This is a genomic window from Agrobacterium sp. RC10-4-1, assembly GCF_014138475.1.
Lineage (GTDB): Bacteria > Pseudomonadota > Alphaproteobacteria > Rhizobiales > Rhizobiaceae > Agrobacterium > Agrobacterium pusense.
The window spans coordinates 403,560-418,232 of the sequence record NZ_JACJIT010000004.1; the positions used below are offsets into that span (position 1 = coordinate 403,560).

A 14,673-nucleotide genomic window follows, 5' to 3' on the forward strand; every position below is an offset into this window, starting at 1 on the left:
GTTGTATTCAGGGGTCCGAAATAAAACCAGATACGACGGTGGAAGACATGACCTCTCACGATAAGAACAACACGCCCGCCAACACGGCAAAGGCCGACATCGAAGAACAGGCGCTCTTTTTCCACCGCTATCCGCGCCCCGGCAAGCTGGAGATCCAGGCCACCAAGCCGCTCGGCAACCAGCGCGATCTGGCGCTCGCCTATTCGCCGGGTGTCGCCGCACCCTGCCTCGCCATCCATGAAAATCCGGAAATGGCGGCGGATTACACCGCCCGCGCCAATCTCGTCGCCGTCATCTCCAACGGCACGGCCGTGCTTGGCCTCGGCAATATCGGCCCGCTCGCCTCCAAGCCTGTGATGGAAGGCAAGGCCGTCCTTTTCAAGAAATTCGCCGGTATCGACGTGTTCGATATCGAGATCGACGCGCCCGGCATTAACGACATGGTTTCCACCATCGCGGCGCTGGAACCCACCTTCGGCGGCATCAACCTTGAAGACATCAAGGCGCCGGAGTGTTTCGAGGTGGAGCGCCAGCTGCGCGAGAAGATGAACATTCCCGTCTTCCACGACGACCAGCACGGCACCGCGATCATCGTCGCCGCCGCTGTCACCAACGCTCTGGAACTGGCCGGAAAGTCCCTGTCCAGCGTCAAGATCGTTGCCTCGGGCGCCGGTGCGGCAGCCCTTGCCTGCCTCAACCTCCTCGTTGCGATGGGCGCGAAGAAAGAAAACATCTGGGTCCACGACATCGAGGGCCTCGTTTATGACGGCCGCAATACGCTGATGGACGAGTGGAAGGAAGTTTACGCCCAGAAGACCGACAAGCGCGTGCTGGCCGAAACGATCGACGGCGCCGATGTCTTCCTCGGCCTGTCGGCGGCAGGCGTTCTGAAGCCGGAACTGCTGGAGCGCATGGCGGAGAACCCGCTGATCCTCGCGCTTGCCAACCCCAAGCCAGAAATCATGCCGGAAGAGGCGCGTGCCGCCCGCCCGGACGCGATGATCTGCACCGGCCGTTCGGATTTCCCGAACCAGGTCAACAACGTGCTCTGCTTCCCCTATATCTTCCGCGGCGCGCTCGATTGCGGCGCGACGACGATCAACGAGGAAATGAAGATGGCCGCCGTGCAGGCCATCGCGGAACTCGCGCGTGAGGAAGTTTCCGAAGTGGCCGCCAAGGCTTACAGCGGCGAAACGCCGATCTTCGGCCCGACCTACCTCATCCCCTCGCCCTTCGATCCGCGCCTTATCCTGCGCATTGCCCCGGCCGTTGCCCGTGCTGCCGCCGCAAGCGGCGTTGCCGCCCGGCCGATCACCGATTTCGAAGCCTATCTCGACCAGCTGAACCGCTTCGTCTGGCGCTCGGGTTTCATCATGAAGCCTGTGTTCAACGCCGCAAAGGCCGCCGAAAAGAAGCGCATCATCTTTGCCGAAGGCGAAGACGAGCGCGTGCTGCGCGCCGCCCAGGTGCTCTTGGAAGAAGGCACCGGCATCCCGATCCTCATCGGCCGTCCGCAGATCATCGAAACGCGCCTCAAGCGTTTCGGTCTGCGCATCCGCCCGCATACGGATTTCGCCGTGGTGAACCCGGAAGACGATCCGCGTTACCGCGACTATGTGGATGATTATTTCGCCCTGGTCGGCCGCGCCGGCATCAACCCGGAAGCGGCACGTACCATCGTGCGCACCAACACCACTGTCATCGGTGCGCTGTCGGTCAAGCGTGGCGAAGCCGATGCGCTGATCTGCGGCCTCGAAGGCCGTTACGACCGCCATCTGCGCGACGTGAACCAGATCATCGGCAAGCAGGACGGCGTGCGCTCCTTCGCCGGCCTCAGCCTGCTCATCACCCAGCAGGGTGCGCTGTTCCTCACCGATACCTTCGTCAACAACGACCCGACATCGGAAGAAGTGGCCGAAATGGCCATTCTCGCCGCGAAGGAAATCCGCCGCTTCGGCATCACGCCGAAAATCGCGCTCGCCAGCCATTCCAATTTCGGCTCGCGCGATTCCGAAAGCGCCCGCAAGATGCGCCGCGCGCTGAAGATCGTGCAGGAGGCTGCACCCGAACTGGAAGTGGACGGCGAAATGCAGGGCGGCTCGGCCCTGTCAGAAGCGCTGCGCAAACGCGCCATGCCCAACAGCGTGCTGACCGGCGAAGCAAACCTGCTGGTCTTCCCGAACCTCGATGCGGCCAACATCACGCTGGGCGTCACCCGCACCTTGACGGAAGGCCTGCATGTCGGCCCGATCCTGCTCGGCACGGCCCTGCCCGCCCATATCCTGTCGCCCAGCGTCACCTCGCGCGGCGTCGTCAACATGGCGGCCTTTGCCGTGGTGCAGGCCTCGCACCCTTCGGTCTAACACCCCGCTAAATTGATCCAGAAAGCCGCGCGCATTGACGTGCGGCTTTTTATTTGCGAGTATAGAAAATAATACAGATTTTTAGATTTAATATTTTATTTTATTATTTATGAGCGAAAGATATGCTTGATCACGTTGAGATATATGTTTCAGATATCGAAAAATCGTTTCAGTTCTGGTCAAGCATTCTGCAAAAGATTGGCTACGATGTAGCCTCCCGTTGGGAAAGCGGCTTTACTATCGCAAATGACAAGGATGCCTACCTGACCTTCGTACAGGTGGAGAAAAAGCATCGTGAACGCGATTATCATCGTTGCGGCGTTGGGCTCAATCATCTCGCGTTTCAGGTCGCGTCTCGCGGCGTGGTGGACGAACTCAAGATGCATTGCGCCCAAAACCATGTTTCGGTTCTCTATGACGACCGATACCCCTATGCGAACGGCGATAAAAATTATTACGCGCTGTTCGTTGAAGACCCTGACAGGATCAAGGTCGAATTCGTGTCCGCCGAATAGGTGGAAAAGCGACACGCGGTCGGCGTTAACGCAGTTTTGAACATGCTGTTGCCGCATTGCGGCAACAGCTTATGTTATCTTCCTGAAACACGGATTTCCTGAAGCATAACACCCCTGCCACCGGCCGGGGACATCAAACGGATCGCACAATTGACCCGGCGCAGCCGCATCATCGGCCTTCTGCTTCCCCTTGTTTTCATTGCTCCTGCCGCCGCTCTTGCGGATCAGGTGTGCGATACGCTTTATCAACAGTTGCGAGAACCACCCCGTGTCATCGGCAACACGGCCGAGGTGCGGCGCTATGCCAATGCGCTTGCCCACCAGAACATCGTCATCCGCAAGATCAGGAACGACATGCGCAGCTATGGCTGCTCGTCCGGCAGCGTCATCGTTTATGGCAATCCCAATGCCGGGCTCTGCGCCGAGATCGGCGATGCGCTTGTGGATGCCGAGGCCGAACGCGACGCGATCATCCGCGATCGCGACGACGCCATGGCGGCGGCGAGGAGCGACGACGGCGATACCAGGCGCGAGCGCATTCTTGCCGCCCTCGATGCCAATGGCTGCACCCCCGCTGAGGAGATGAACCGTCAAGCATCGCCTGCACCCGATGTGACGCGTTATCCCGATGCCTTCAGGCAGAATGGCGGTGAGCCGGGACAGGCGGGCCTTTCCCCTTACCCCAACGCCGCCGCGGAGGGCGGGCTTCGCACACTCTGCGTGCGCACCTGCGACGGCTCATTCTTCCCAATCGCCTCCAACGCCTCGCCACTCGATTTCCGCGCCCAGGCCGAGCAGTGCCAGAAAATGTGCCCGGGAACCGAGACGGAGCTCTATTTCCACTCCATGACGGATCAGGAAACAGCAGATATGGTGTCCGCTGAAACCGGCAAACCCTACAAGGACCTGCCGACCGCCTTCGCCTATCGCAATGCCTCAAGGAAAGCGCCCGGCTGCGCCTGCAACATGGCCGCCTATCACGAGGAGATGCAAAAGCAGGAAGAGGCGTCCCGGCCGGAAGCCGAAAAGCCCTATTCCAGCATCACCACCATTCCATCGCCGCAAGGTGACAAGGCCCCGAAGCCCGCCGAGCAGCAGGCCGCAAAGCCGCCGGAGCAACCCGTTCCCGAGCGCGACTATGACCCGAACGACACCAAGGTGCGCGTCATCGGCCCCAAATTCCTGCCGGACCAGACCGGCAAGATCGACCTGAAGAACCCGGCGCTGAAGGGTATCCAGCCACAGCAGTGAAATCTCTTCTGCACGCGGAATGGTGCGAGCGCGTGCCCCTTGTTTCTTCTCCCCGGCGGGGAGAAGTCCGCGGCAGCAGGATGAGGGGGCAAGCTCTCCGAAAATCTCCGCCGTTACCCCCTTATCCGACCCTTCGGGCCACTTTCTCCCCGGCGAGGAGAAGAAATGCGCGGCAACGTCCCGCCCTGTTCGCAGGCCTCCGGGTCTACACCCCACCCCAGCGGTTACGAAACACAAGCTCTTCCAGCGGCACGCGCTGCCGCCAGCCCTTCACCGCCAGTTCCGGTTCGGTATAAAGCGTATCGACACGACCGAGGCACAGCCAGGCGACAATCTCGATATGATCGGGGATATCCAGAATGGCCCTGATATCGCTGTCGTGGAAAATGCTGACCCAGCCGACGCCGACGCCTTCGGCGCGGGCCGCGAGCCAGAGGTTCTGGATGGCGCAGACGGTGGAATAGACATCCGTGCGTGCATTATGGGTGCGACCCAGCACCACCTTGCCACCCCGTGTCGGATCGCAGGTCACGCAGATGCTGAGCGGCGCCTTGCGGATGCCTTCGAGCTTCAGGCTGCGATAAAGCGCCTGCTTTTCACCCGTAAACATCGCCGCCGCCTCTTCATTGGCGCGGCTGAAGGCCACCCATGCCGCCTGGCGCACGGCGCCATCGGTGACGAGGGTGAAGTTCCACGGCTGCATGAAACCGACCGATGGCGCCGAATGCGCCGCCCTCAAAAGGCGCTCGATGAGATCATCCGGCAGCGGGTCCGGCAGGAACTGGTCGCGCACATCGCGGCGGGTTTCGATGGCACGATAGACGGCCTCACGCTCCTCGCCGGAAAACGGGCGGGCGGGCGAAAGCGCGTGATCGAACGGGTTGGAGTCGGGCGGCATGGTGACGGGCGACATGGTGACGGGCGGTTCGGTCGGCATCGTTTATCCCTAACAATGCGGGGCGGGCCGGTGCCGAAACCATGGGAGGTTTGCAGCGACGACGCGCTTTTCCAGCGACCTGCCGCCGTCCGCGCGGTTCGGTCCATCCTGCCAGGCCGGTCTTCTGACTAAGCTTCATCCGCCCCGTTTCGCCTTCCCGAATTGCTCCAGTGGCATGAGAAACAGAGCATCCGCCTCACAGCGTTGGGCACGTTCCGGTTTTTCACCGGATTCCCGATTCTCCCGCCGAAGGGCGGGCACCTGACGGGTGAAGCTATGGGCAAAAAAGCTTGCGAACACAAGTGCGGTGCAGGTGGTGCGGCAATGTGGCCTGCCGCACCTTACCTTCATCACTCCACCGGGAAATATCTGACATAAGCGAACTCGTCGCCATCAGGTGACCAGTTGGGAGAGTTCATCGTGCCCTGCCCGCCAAACAGCTCGAAAAGCGTTTCGACATTGCCGCCATCCATATCCATCAGCCGCACCCGCACGTCGAGATCGCGGGGATGATCGAACACGTCGCCGTCATAGGAAATGAAGACAACCTTGTCCCCCCTTGGTGACGGGTGCGGAAACCAATCGCCATAGGAGCTGTCGGTGATGCGCTCCACCGCTGAGCCATCCACCCGCACCCGCCAGATTTGCATCCGTCCGGTGCGGCTGGAATTGAAATAGATCCAGGCGCCGTCAGGCGAATAATCCGGCCCGTCATTGCGGCCCTCACCATGGGTAAGGCGTGTTTCAACGCCGCTGTCTATGTCCATGGAATAGATATCGAAAATCTGATCGCGAATGCCGCAATAGGCGAAGCTTTTCCCATCCGGTGACCAGCCGTGCCAGTAGGAAGGAAGGTTCTCCGTCATCAGCCGCGGCGTGCCGCCCGCCGCGGACAGGAGATAGATGGCGCTCTTGCCGAATTCCACCTTGTCTGAAATGGCGTAAAGCGAACCGTCGGGCGAAATGCCGTGGTCATTGTTGCACTGGATTGCGAAACCCGTATCGACCTTTTGTGGCGACGCGTCACCGGAAAGGGACAGGCGATAAAGCAGCCCATCGCTGTTCAACAGCAGATATTGTCCATCCGGCGACCAGTTCGGCGCTTCGAAAAGATCGGGCGTCTGCCACACCACCCGCATCTGCCGGGTACGGATGTTGAAGATTTCGATGGAGCTGCGCATTCTGCCTCCCGGGCGGGTCCGTGGTCTCATTCATAGCGCTTGGTGACGCAGACATTCCGTTTGCATCCACCATCGCCTTGATTATGATCCTAGGGCGGCAGGCACCGTCCTGCAAATTCAAACCGGAAAAAACGCCAGCGCCCCGGCACCGTCCGCGGCCCGCCCCGTTTCTCCCAGATCAGAGGTTCCGCGATGAATACCATCGCCGATCACGGCATCCGCTTCGGGCGGATCGCCGCAATGCTTCCTGTCAGAAATATCGAAAAGGCCCGTGATTTTTACGTCGGCGTGCTCGGTTTCGAAAAGACCTTCGAAAACGGCAACCCTGTCGGCTTCATGATCCTGAAACAGGGCAATGCCGAGCTGCACCTGACATTGCAGCCGGCCCATAGGGCAGCTCCTTTCAACGTGGCGCATATGATGGTGAGCGATGTCGATGCGCTGCATGCGGTTTGCAAAAGCCATGGGCTGCGCATCATCAAAGGGCTGCAGGACAAGGATTATGGTCTGAGGGCCTTTGTGTTTGAAGACCCTGACGGCAATCGTATCGATGTGGGGCAGGTTATTTGAGGTGAGCGGCGCGGAGTTTTCCGCGCCAATCAAGACGCTCCGCTGTGGATCGAGCCCATGACACTTGTTTCTTCTCCCCGAGGGGGAGAAGTCCGCGGCAGCGGGATGAGGGGGCAAGCAAGCTTCGTGATATACGGAGGGGTTGCCCCCTCATCCGACCCTTTGGGCCACCTTCTCCCCGGCGGGGAGAAGAAATATGCCGCACCGCCTCACAATGCGCTTGCCCAATTCATTAAGCAGGGACGGCGTTAAACGCGCCTTCCCAAAACGCCCTACCGATCACGGAACCGGTTGGTGATCGGATAACGCCGGTCCCGCCCAAAGTTCTTCTTGGTGATCTTCACACCCGGCGCCGATTGCCGGCGTTTATATTCGGCGAGGTAAAGCAGATGCTCCACCCGGTGCACGGTCGCCACATCATGGCCGCGCGCCAGAATTTCCTCGACCGACATTTCCTTCTCGACAAGGCACTCAAGAATATCGTCCAGCACGGGATAAGGCGGCAGCGAATCCTGGTCGGTCTGGTTGGGGCGCAATTCGGCCGATGGAGCCTTGGCGATAATGTTGGCGGGGATCACTTCGCCGGAAGGGCCAAGCGCGCCCGGCGGCACATGGGCGTTGCGCCAGGCGGAAATGGCATAGACCTGCATCTTGTAGAGGTCCTTGATGGGGTTGAAACCACCATTCATGTCGCCATAAAGCGTCGCGTAACCCACCGACATCTCCGACTTGTTGCCCGTCGTCACCACCATGGATCCGAACTTGTTGGAAACGGCCATCAGGATGGTGCCGCGCGTGCGGCTCTGCAGGTTTTCTTCGGTAATGCCCTCTTCCGTGCCCTCGAAAAGTTCTGACAGCGCAGACAGGAAACCTTCCACCGGCTCCACGATCGGCACGATATCGTAACGGCAGCCGAGCGCTTTCGCACAATCGGCGGCGTCCTTCAGCGATTCTTCCGAAGTATAGCGGTAAGGCAGCATGATGCAGCGTACCCGCTCCTCGCCCAGCGCATCGACGGCAAGGGCGGCGCAGATCGCCGAATCGATGCCGCCGGAAAGGCCGAGAACCACGCTCTTGAAACCGTTCTTGTTGACGTAATCGCGAAAGCCCAGCATGCAGGCGCGGTAATCCGCCTCCTCACCCTCGGGAATCTTGGAAAATGGCCCGCTTTCGCAGCGCCAGCCATCCGCTGTGCGTTTCCAGTCGGTGACGGCAAGCGTGGCTTCGAACTGGCTCATCTGGAAGGCGAGCGTCTTGTCGGCATTGAAGCCAAAGCTCGCACCGTCGAACACCAGCTCGTCCTGCCCGCCCAGCTGGTTGGCGAAAACCAGCGGTAGGCCGCTTTCGATCACCTGCCGGAGTGCCACCTGATGGCGCACGTCCAGCTTGCCGCGGTAATAGGGCGAGCCGTTCGGCACCAGCAGGATTTCCGCGCCGCTTTCGGCAAGCGTCTCGCAGACGCCCATGTCGTTCCAGATTTCCTCGCAGATCGGAATGCCGATCCTCACGCCGCGGAAATTATAGGGCCCGGAAATCGACCCTTCGGAGAAAACACGCTTTTCGTCAAACTCGCCGTAATTCGGCAGGTCGATCTTGTCGCGCAGCGCAATGATCTTGCCGCCATCGAGAAGCGCCACGGAATTGTGCCGACCCGTCTCGCCCTGTCGCGGAAAACCGATAACGATACCCGGCCCGCCATCGGCGGTTTCCGCCGCCAGTTCTTCCACCGCTTTCAGACATGCTTTCAAAAAAGCAGGTTTCAGTACCAGATCCTCTGGCGGATAGCCTGAAATGAAGAGTTCGGTGAGAAGCAGAAGATCGGCGCCCTGCGTTGCCGCATCGGCCCTTGCCTCACGCGCCTTGGCGAGATTGCCCGCCACGTCGCCAACGGTGGGATTGAACTGCCCGACGGCAATCCGGAGATGGTTCTCTATATCGTGTCTGTCGCTCATAACCCTTCAATACCGCGCCCGTGATCGCTCCGCAACGCAGCAATTCCCACTTGCATTCATTCGTGCGCTTCTCGACACAGCCGCCCTCACGCGAAGGTTATCGCGCTTATATGCACATCCCATAAAGTTCATGTCGCGTTCATCGCGCTTATGTGACAGTTACATGACACTTTTGCGACACCCGATTCACCTCCCCGGATCGGCGCTGGCGCCTGAAATACCGGAGTATGGGTTTGAGAGATTCGGCGCCAAAAACAACGGCTTCCGAAAAGGCTGGTTTTGTCTTTTCGCCTGCATGGACAAGGAGCCTTTCGAAGCTTTCGGGCACGGCCTACACGCTTGCCAACCTGACGGTCGCGTCCGTCGTGCTGGTCGTGGCGTTGGAATGGGTCGTCCGCGGCTCGCTTCAGGATGTCGGCACTTTCATCACCTCCTCCGCGCGTCCGGGCATGACAACCATTGCCGCCGTGTTCGCCCTTCTCGTCGCGCTGGATTCGATCCTCGGCCGGCGTTATCTTTCGCTGATAGCGGTCGCGCCGCTCTGCGCACTGGTGGGGCTGATCTCAGCGCAGAAACAGACCTATCTTTCCGATCCGCTTTATCCCTCAGACCTGTTGTTCGGGCGGCAGATTCTCGAACTTTTGCCAACCATGCTGAAGGCGCAGCCGTTTACGGCGATGCTGGTGGGTCTCGGCCTCAGCGCCGCAATTGCCTCTCTCACGGCTCTCTGGCTGCTGGCGCACCGTCATTCGCCGGTGTTGCGCTGGCGTGAGCGCGCCGCCGGCCTTGCGCTGGCGCTGCCGCTTCTCGCCAGCCTCGCCTCGCTGATGGACTATTCGCATTATTCCTGGGTGCGCGATCGCCTCAACATCATCCCCATGATGTGGGATCAGCAGGAAAACTACCGCCACAACGGCTTCCTGATGGCCTTCGCCTTCAATATTCCCATGGCCAATGTCTCGGCGCCGGAGGGTTACGGCGAAAACAGCATCGCCGATCTCACCTCGGAACCGGCATCTTTCGCCGCCAACAAGGGTGATTACCCTGACGTCATCATGCTGATGAGTGAATCCCTGTGGGATCCGACCCGGCTTGAAAACGTGAATCTCTCGGCCGATCCCATGCCGACCATCCGCGCCAAACAGTCCGGCAACGTGTTTTCGCCCGAGTTCGGCGGCATGACGGCAAATGTGGAATTCGAGGCCTTGACCGGCTTTTCGAACGCCTTCCTGCCCTATGGCAGCATTCCCTACCAGCAATATATCCGCCGCCCGGTGCCCTCGCTCGCCAGCTTCTTCCGCGGCGAAGGTTATTCCGCCATCGCAGTTCATCCGTTCCAGGAATGGTTCTGGAACCGCAAGCAGGTCTATAAAAATTTCGGCTTCGAGGAATTCCGCTCCGAAGAGACGCTGCCGGCCATGGAAAAACGCGGCAATTTTGCCTCCGACGACGCGCTGATGGAAGAGATCATGGAGACGGCGGACCGGACGCAGAACCCGCTTTTCCTCTTTGCCGTCACCCTGCAGGGACATGGCCCCTATGAGACAAACCGTTACGCCGAAAACACCATCGGCATTGAGGGCGAACTCTCGGCTTCGGCCTCGCAGGCGCTCGCCACCTATTCTCAAGGGGTGGTGGAAGCGGACGAAGCGCTGCTGAAGCTGATGCGCTGGGCAAAGAAGCGCGATCGTGAGACCATCATCGTCCTCTTCGGCGATCATCTGCCGCCGCTCGGCCAGACCTTCGTGGAAAGCGGCTATATGCCGGGCATGGTGGCAAGCCGCCGCGCACCGCTTGAGGTGATGAAGAAGGAGCACGAGACGCCGCTCGTCGTGTGGTCTTCGAAGAAGGGCGTGCGTAAGAATATCGGCACCATCAGCCCGGCGCTTTTGCCCTATCACGTGCTGAAGACCGCAGGCTTTTCCGATCCTTTCTATACCGGCACGCTGGGTGAAGTTCAGCAGGCCTTTTCCGTGATCGACCGGCACATGCTGGTGACGGCCGGTGGCGATGCCCTGCCCGACTGGTCGATCGCGCCGAACGCGGTCCCTGACGTGGTGCGCAATTATCGCCTGCTGCAATTCGACATGATGTTCGGCAAGCAATATGGAAAAGAGCGCTTTTTCCCCGGCTTCAATTGGCTGCATGAGGACGCGCCGTCGGTGTAATGAATTTCGGCGAGGGACGCCTGAACGCATGGTGGCGGAAAACGTTTGAATTCCGCCATCATGCGGGTTTATCTCGGGAAAGCTCCGCACCGCCAATCAGAACCGGAGACACGCCCGTGTCAGATATCTCCGACTATATCGTCTCTCATTTCAAGCGCTCCTCTCGTGAAATCGGCGAGGTGGAACGGCGCATTCTCGAGCTGGCGCACCAGAAAAAGCTGGTTTCGAGCGATATTAATGCGGAATTTTCCGCCGGCGCCAGTTTCGGCGACAGGCTGGCAGACAAGATCGCCAGGGTCGGCGGTTCCTGGAGTTTCATCCTCGGCTTCTGCTTTTTCCTGATTTTCTGGGCTATCATCAACACCATCGTACTGACCACCCGCGCTTTCGATCCCTACCCCTTCATCTTCCTCAATCTGCTTCTTTCCATGCTGGCGGCCATTCAGGCGCCGATCATCATGATGTCGCAGAATCGTCAGGCCGCCCGCGACCGCTTCGAGGCCGCCAAGGATTATGAGGTGAATCTGAAGGCAGAACTGGAAGTGCTTTCACTGCATGAAAAGATCGATGTGAAAGTGCTGGCCGAACTGGCTGCGCTGCGGCAGGACCTTGCAGCACTTCACCGCCACGTCACCCGCAGGGAAGACTGACACCGGAAAAATTCACCCCCGCTTTTCCCCGCTCCGCGACAGGCTGTTATATTGGTCGCAGTCCTGCCGGGTGGACGCCAGACGTGGCGGAAACCAAAGGACGGTCCTGGTGGTGGAACGCTGGCAACGTTCGTGGAAAGGACCATTTCGCAACGCGCCGTGCACGGCCCTTGCGAGATACGGCATGGTGAAAGACCCGGCTGCGCAACGCATCCGACCCACACCAAACCCATCCGAGGCGCAGCCGGGCAATCGCCCGACCTCTCTAGCGATCACCCGTTCGGCAGTGCCGTGCGGGATGAAGCTGTTGGGGTTTTGGAGTACAGCGGAGCGGGGGTGCGTGAGGTTTTACCCCCCTCTGCCCTGCCGGGCATCTCCCCCTCAAGGGGGGAGATCGGCCAGAGGCCCTTTCGCCACTTTACCCTCGACATTGAGATGGCCGAAACCTAGCCGCATGTCGATCTCCCCCCTTGAGGGGGAGATGCCCGGCAGGGCAGAGGGGGGTAAAGCCATACGCACCCTACGACAGATGCAAACGGACCCCCGCGCCGAAAATCCCCACCCAGTTACGAATCCGTCAGATTCTTGCGCTACAGATTGACGCAGGCGTTTGTTGCATTGCACTCTAGCGGGCAAGGCAAACGGGGGGAATCACTCCCCATCGTCAAAATGGCATCACGACCATTTCGCGGCGACGCCATGCCGGATGCGACATCCGGTATCGAAATGCATTCTATTCCGGGGTTTTTCATGCACCAGTTCGATCTGATTGTTGTCGGCAGCGGTCCGGCGGGAAGACGGGCCGCCATTCAGGCCGCCAAGCTCGAAAAGAAGGTTCTGGTCATCGAGAAAGGCAGCCGCGTCGGCGGCGTTTCGGTGCATACCGGCACCATCCCTTCCAAGACCCTGCGCGAAACGGCGCTCAATCTCACCGGCTGGCGCGAGCGCGGTTTTTACGGTCGCTCCTATCGCGTCAAGCAGGAGATCGACGCCGAGGACCTTCGCCGCCGCCTGCTCATCACCCTGGATCACGAAGTGGAAGTGCTGGAACACCAGTTCGCCCGCAACCGCGTGCAGCACATTCGCGGCACGGCAAGCTTCGTTGACGCCAACACCATGAAGGTGGTGAAGAACGACGGTGAGATCATGAATGTCACCGGCACTTCCATTCTGTTGACCATCGGCACCCGCCCCTACCGGCCGCCGCATATTCCCTTCGATGGCGAAGCGGTGCTCGATTCGGACGAGATTCTCGAAATCAAGGAACTGCCGCGCTCCATGATCGTGGTTGGCGCGGGCGTCATCGGCATCGAATATGCCACCATCTTCAGCGCGCTCGATACGCAGGTGACGGTGGTGGAACCGCGCGAAACCATGCTCGAATTCATCGACAAGGAAATCGTCGAGGATTTCGCCTATCAGCTGCGCGACCGCAACATGAAGCTGATCTTCGGGCAGAAGGCGGAAAAGGTGGAGCGCGACGAGAGCGGCAAGTGCCTCGTCTCGCTCGGCAATGGCCGCGTTCTGAAGGCCGAGACCGTCCTCTTCGCCGCCGGCCGTGTCGGCGCCACCGACACGCTCAACCTTTCGGCCTGCGGGCTGGAAGCCGACAGCCGGGGTCGCCTGAAAGTCGATCCTGAAACCTTCCAGACGTCCGTGCCGAACATCTATGCCGCCGGCGATATCATCGGTTTCCCGAGCCTTGCCTCCACGTCCATGGAACAGGGCCGCATCGCCGCCCGCCATGCCGTTGGCGCACCGGCCGGCGAACCGCCGCAGTTCTTCCCTTATGGCATCTATGCCGTGCCGGAGATCTCCACCTGCGGCCTGACGGAAGAGGAAGTCATCGAACGCAACATTCCCTATGAATGCGGTATCGCCCATTTTCGCGAGACCTCCCGCGGCCACATCATGGGTCTCGACAGCGGCCTCCTGAAGATGATCTTCTCGCTGAAAACCCGCCGCCTGCTCGGCGTCCACATCGTCGGAGAAGGTGCCACCGAACTGGTGCATATCGGCCAGGCGGTGCTGAACCTCAAAGGCACGGTGGAATATTTCGTCGAGAATACGTTCAACTACCCGACGCTGGCGGAAGCCTACAAGATTGCCGGGCTTGATGCGTGGAACCGCATGGGTGAGATCAAGAAGGATTGAGGTTGCACGGGGGCGGCTTTTGAGACGGCGGAGTTGCCGTAATCGGCCTTCTGAGAAAGCACAGCATCCCCATCCCGGCCTTGAGCCGGGATCCAGCGCGATCAAGTCTTTGATAGCGAAATACTCTTTCACAGCGCCGACTCGCCGTCACTGGATGCCGGGTCAAGCCCGGCATGACGGAGGAAAGGTTTTCGCCCCTAAAGAGACTTTCTCACCTGCGAACTAACAGTATACAGCCAGCCCGCCCCCTCACCACCGAATACTGTACCGCGCACTTACCCCCGGCCGGAAATGATCCGCATAACCCTGATCCAGCGTCCCGCGCACCGTCAGGTGATCGCCCAGCTTCTGTTCCACCGCGACACCGCTGCTGAACTCGTTGAAACTGTTGCGGCTCGCCCCCGTCAGCACGAAGGCCGTGCCGGTTTCCGAGCGGGACAGGCGCAGCGACTGCGACACATCGAGCCCGTTCCATTGCTGCGCCGTGCCGTCATACCGCACGGTGAAATTGCGGTTCGCCTCGATATCCAGCTCCGGCGTAACGATACGCTTCTGCTGCGAGGTCATGGAAACGCTGCTCGACCCTGTCAGGGCGTTGAACATGACGCCGACATCCCGCGCAAGCGAGACGCCCGGCAGCTGTTCGGCCAGCAACGTAACATTACCCCACAGCCGCACCGGCGTATCCACCACCTGCCCCGTCTTTGAGGCGTTCATGCCCATTTCCAGCCCGGCCCGGATCGGGGTATCGACCGGCAGTTTCGCGCCGATGCGCGCCGTATAGGACCGATCGGAATTCTTGACCGGCTTCCAGATCAGCCCCGCCTCATCGGCATGGGCGGCCGCGGCTGCGGTGAAGAACAATAATACAAGGGCAGAACCCGTTCGGAGCGACATACTTGTCCCCTGGCAAATTAAGGGCGCACCGGGAG

11 protein-coding genes and 1 riboswitch are annotated in these 14,673 nt (G+C 60.2%); of the genes, 7 read left to right on the forward strand and 4 right to left on the reverse strand.

Going from position 1 to position 14,673, the window contains the following annotated elements; all coding sequences use genetic code 11:
* Positions 1-47: 47 nt before the first annotated feature.
* The 3 genes from FHW77_RS13625 (at position 48) to FHW77_RS13635 (ending at position 4,129) form a co-directional block, all read left to right on the forward strand.
* A complete protein-coding gene (locus tag FHW77_RS13625; protein WP_004442036.1) occupies positions 48-2,363 on the forward strand; it encodes an NADP-dependent malic enzyme in 2,316 nt (771 codons plus the stop codon).
* Positions 2,364-2,485: 122 nt separating this feature from the next.
* Positions 2,486-2,878: a VOC family protein gene (locus tag FHW77_RS13630; protein ID WP_004442037.1), complete on the forward strand. Its 393-nt coding sequence runs from the start codon at positions 2,486-2,488 to the stop codon at positions 2,876-2,878.
* 150 nt (positions 2,879-3,028) lie between these two features.
* Complete coding sequence (locus FHW77_RS13635) at positions 3,029-4,129, forward strand: DUF2865 domain-containing protein (RefSeq protein WP_034498943.1); 1,101 nt, start codon at positions 3,029-3,031, stop codon at positions 4,127-4,129.
* 205 nt (positions 4,130-4,334) lie between these two features.
* On the opposite strand, the gene bluB is transcribed toward FHW77_RS13635, so the two are convergent.
* Together bluB and FHW77_RS13645 are read right to left on the reverse strand one after the other, a co-directional pair.
* Positions 4,335-5,027, reverse strand: a complete 693-nt coding sequence (bluB, locus tag FHW77_RS13640) for a 5,6-dimethylbenzimidazole synthase (RefSeq protein WP_092651278.1) — start codon at positions 5,025-5,027, stop codon at positions 4,335-4,337.
* A 136-nt stretch (positions 5,028-5,163) separates the two neighbouring features.
* Positions 5,164-5,346: riboswitch (cobalamin riboswitch) on the reverse strand.
* 70 nt (positions 5,347-5,416) lie between these two features.
* Positions 5,417-6,247, reverse strand: coding sequence for a TolB family protein (locus FHW77_RS13645; protein WP_004442042.1), 831 nt, complete (start codon positions 6,245-6,247; stop codon positions 5,417-5,419).
* A gap of 192 nt (positions 6,248-6,439) precedes the next feature.
* Between FHW77_RS13645 and FHW77_RS13650 the strand changes: the two genes are divergently transcribed.
* Positions 6,440-6,817: a bleomycin resistance protein gene (locus tag FHW77_RS13650; protein ID WP_004442044.1), complete on the forward strand. Its 378-nt coding sequence runs from the start codon at positions 6,440-6,442 to the stop codon at positions 6,815-6,817.
* Between the two features lie 272 nt (positions 6,818-7,089).
* Here FHW77_RS13650 and FHW77_RS13655 read toward each other — a convergent pair whose 3' ends face one another.
* Positions 7,090-8,769: an NAD+ synthase gene (locus FHW77_RS13655; RefSeq protein WP_004442045.1), complete on the reverse strand. Its 1,680-nt coding sequence runs from the start codon at positions 8,767-8,769 to the stop codon at positions 7,090-7,092.
* A gap of 227 nt (positions 8,770-8,996) precedes the next feature.
* Between FHW77_RS13655 and FHW77_RS13660 the strand changes: the two genes are divergently transcribed.
* From FHW77_RS13660 to sthA, 3 genes are all read left to right on the forward strand, one after another.
* Entirely contained in the window at positions 8,997-10,937 is a 1,941-nt protein-coding gene (locus FHW77_RS13660; RefSeq protein ID WP_034498947.1) for an LTA synthase family protein, read from the forward strand.
* A gap of 116 nt (positions 10,938-11,053) precedes the next feature.
* Positions 11,054-11,587 (forward strand): DUF1003 domain-containing protein, encoded by a 534-nt coding sequence (locus tag FHW77_RS13665; protein WP_004442049.1) that lies wholly within the window; start codon positions 11,054-11,056, stop codon positions 11,585-11,587.
* Between the two features lie 750 nt (positions 11,588-12,337).
* Entirely contained in the window at positions 12,338-13,741 is a 1,404-nt protein-coding gene (gene sthA, locus FHW77_RS13670; protein WP_004442050.1) for a Si-specific NAD(P)(+) transhydrogenase, read from the forward strand.
* Between the two features lie 249 nt (positions 13,742-13,990).
* Here the strand turns inward: sthA and FHW77_RS13675 are convergent, their stop codons facing one another.
* Positions 13,991-14,638, reverse strand: coding sequence for a hypothetical protein (locus FHW77_RS13675; protein WP_004442052.1), 648 nt, complete (start codon positions 14,636-14,638; stop codon positions 13,991-13,993).
* Positions 14,639-14,673: the final 35 nt, after the last annotated feature.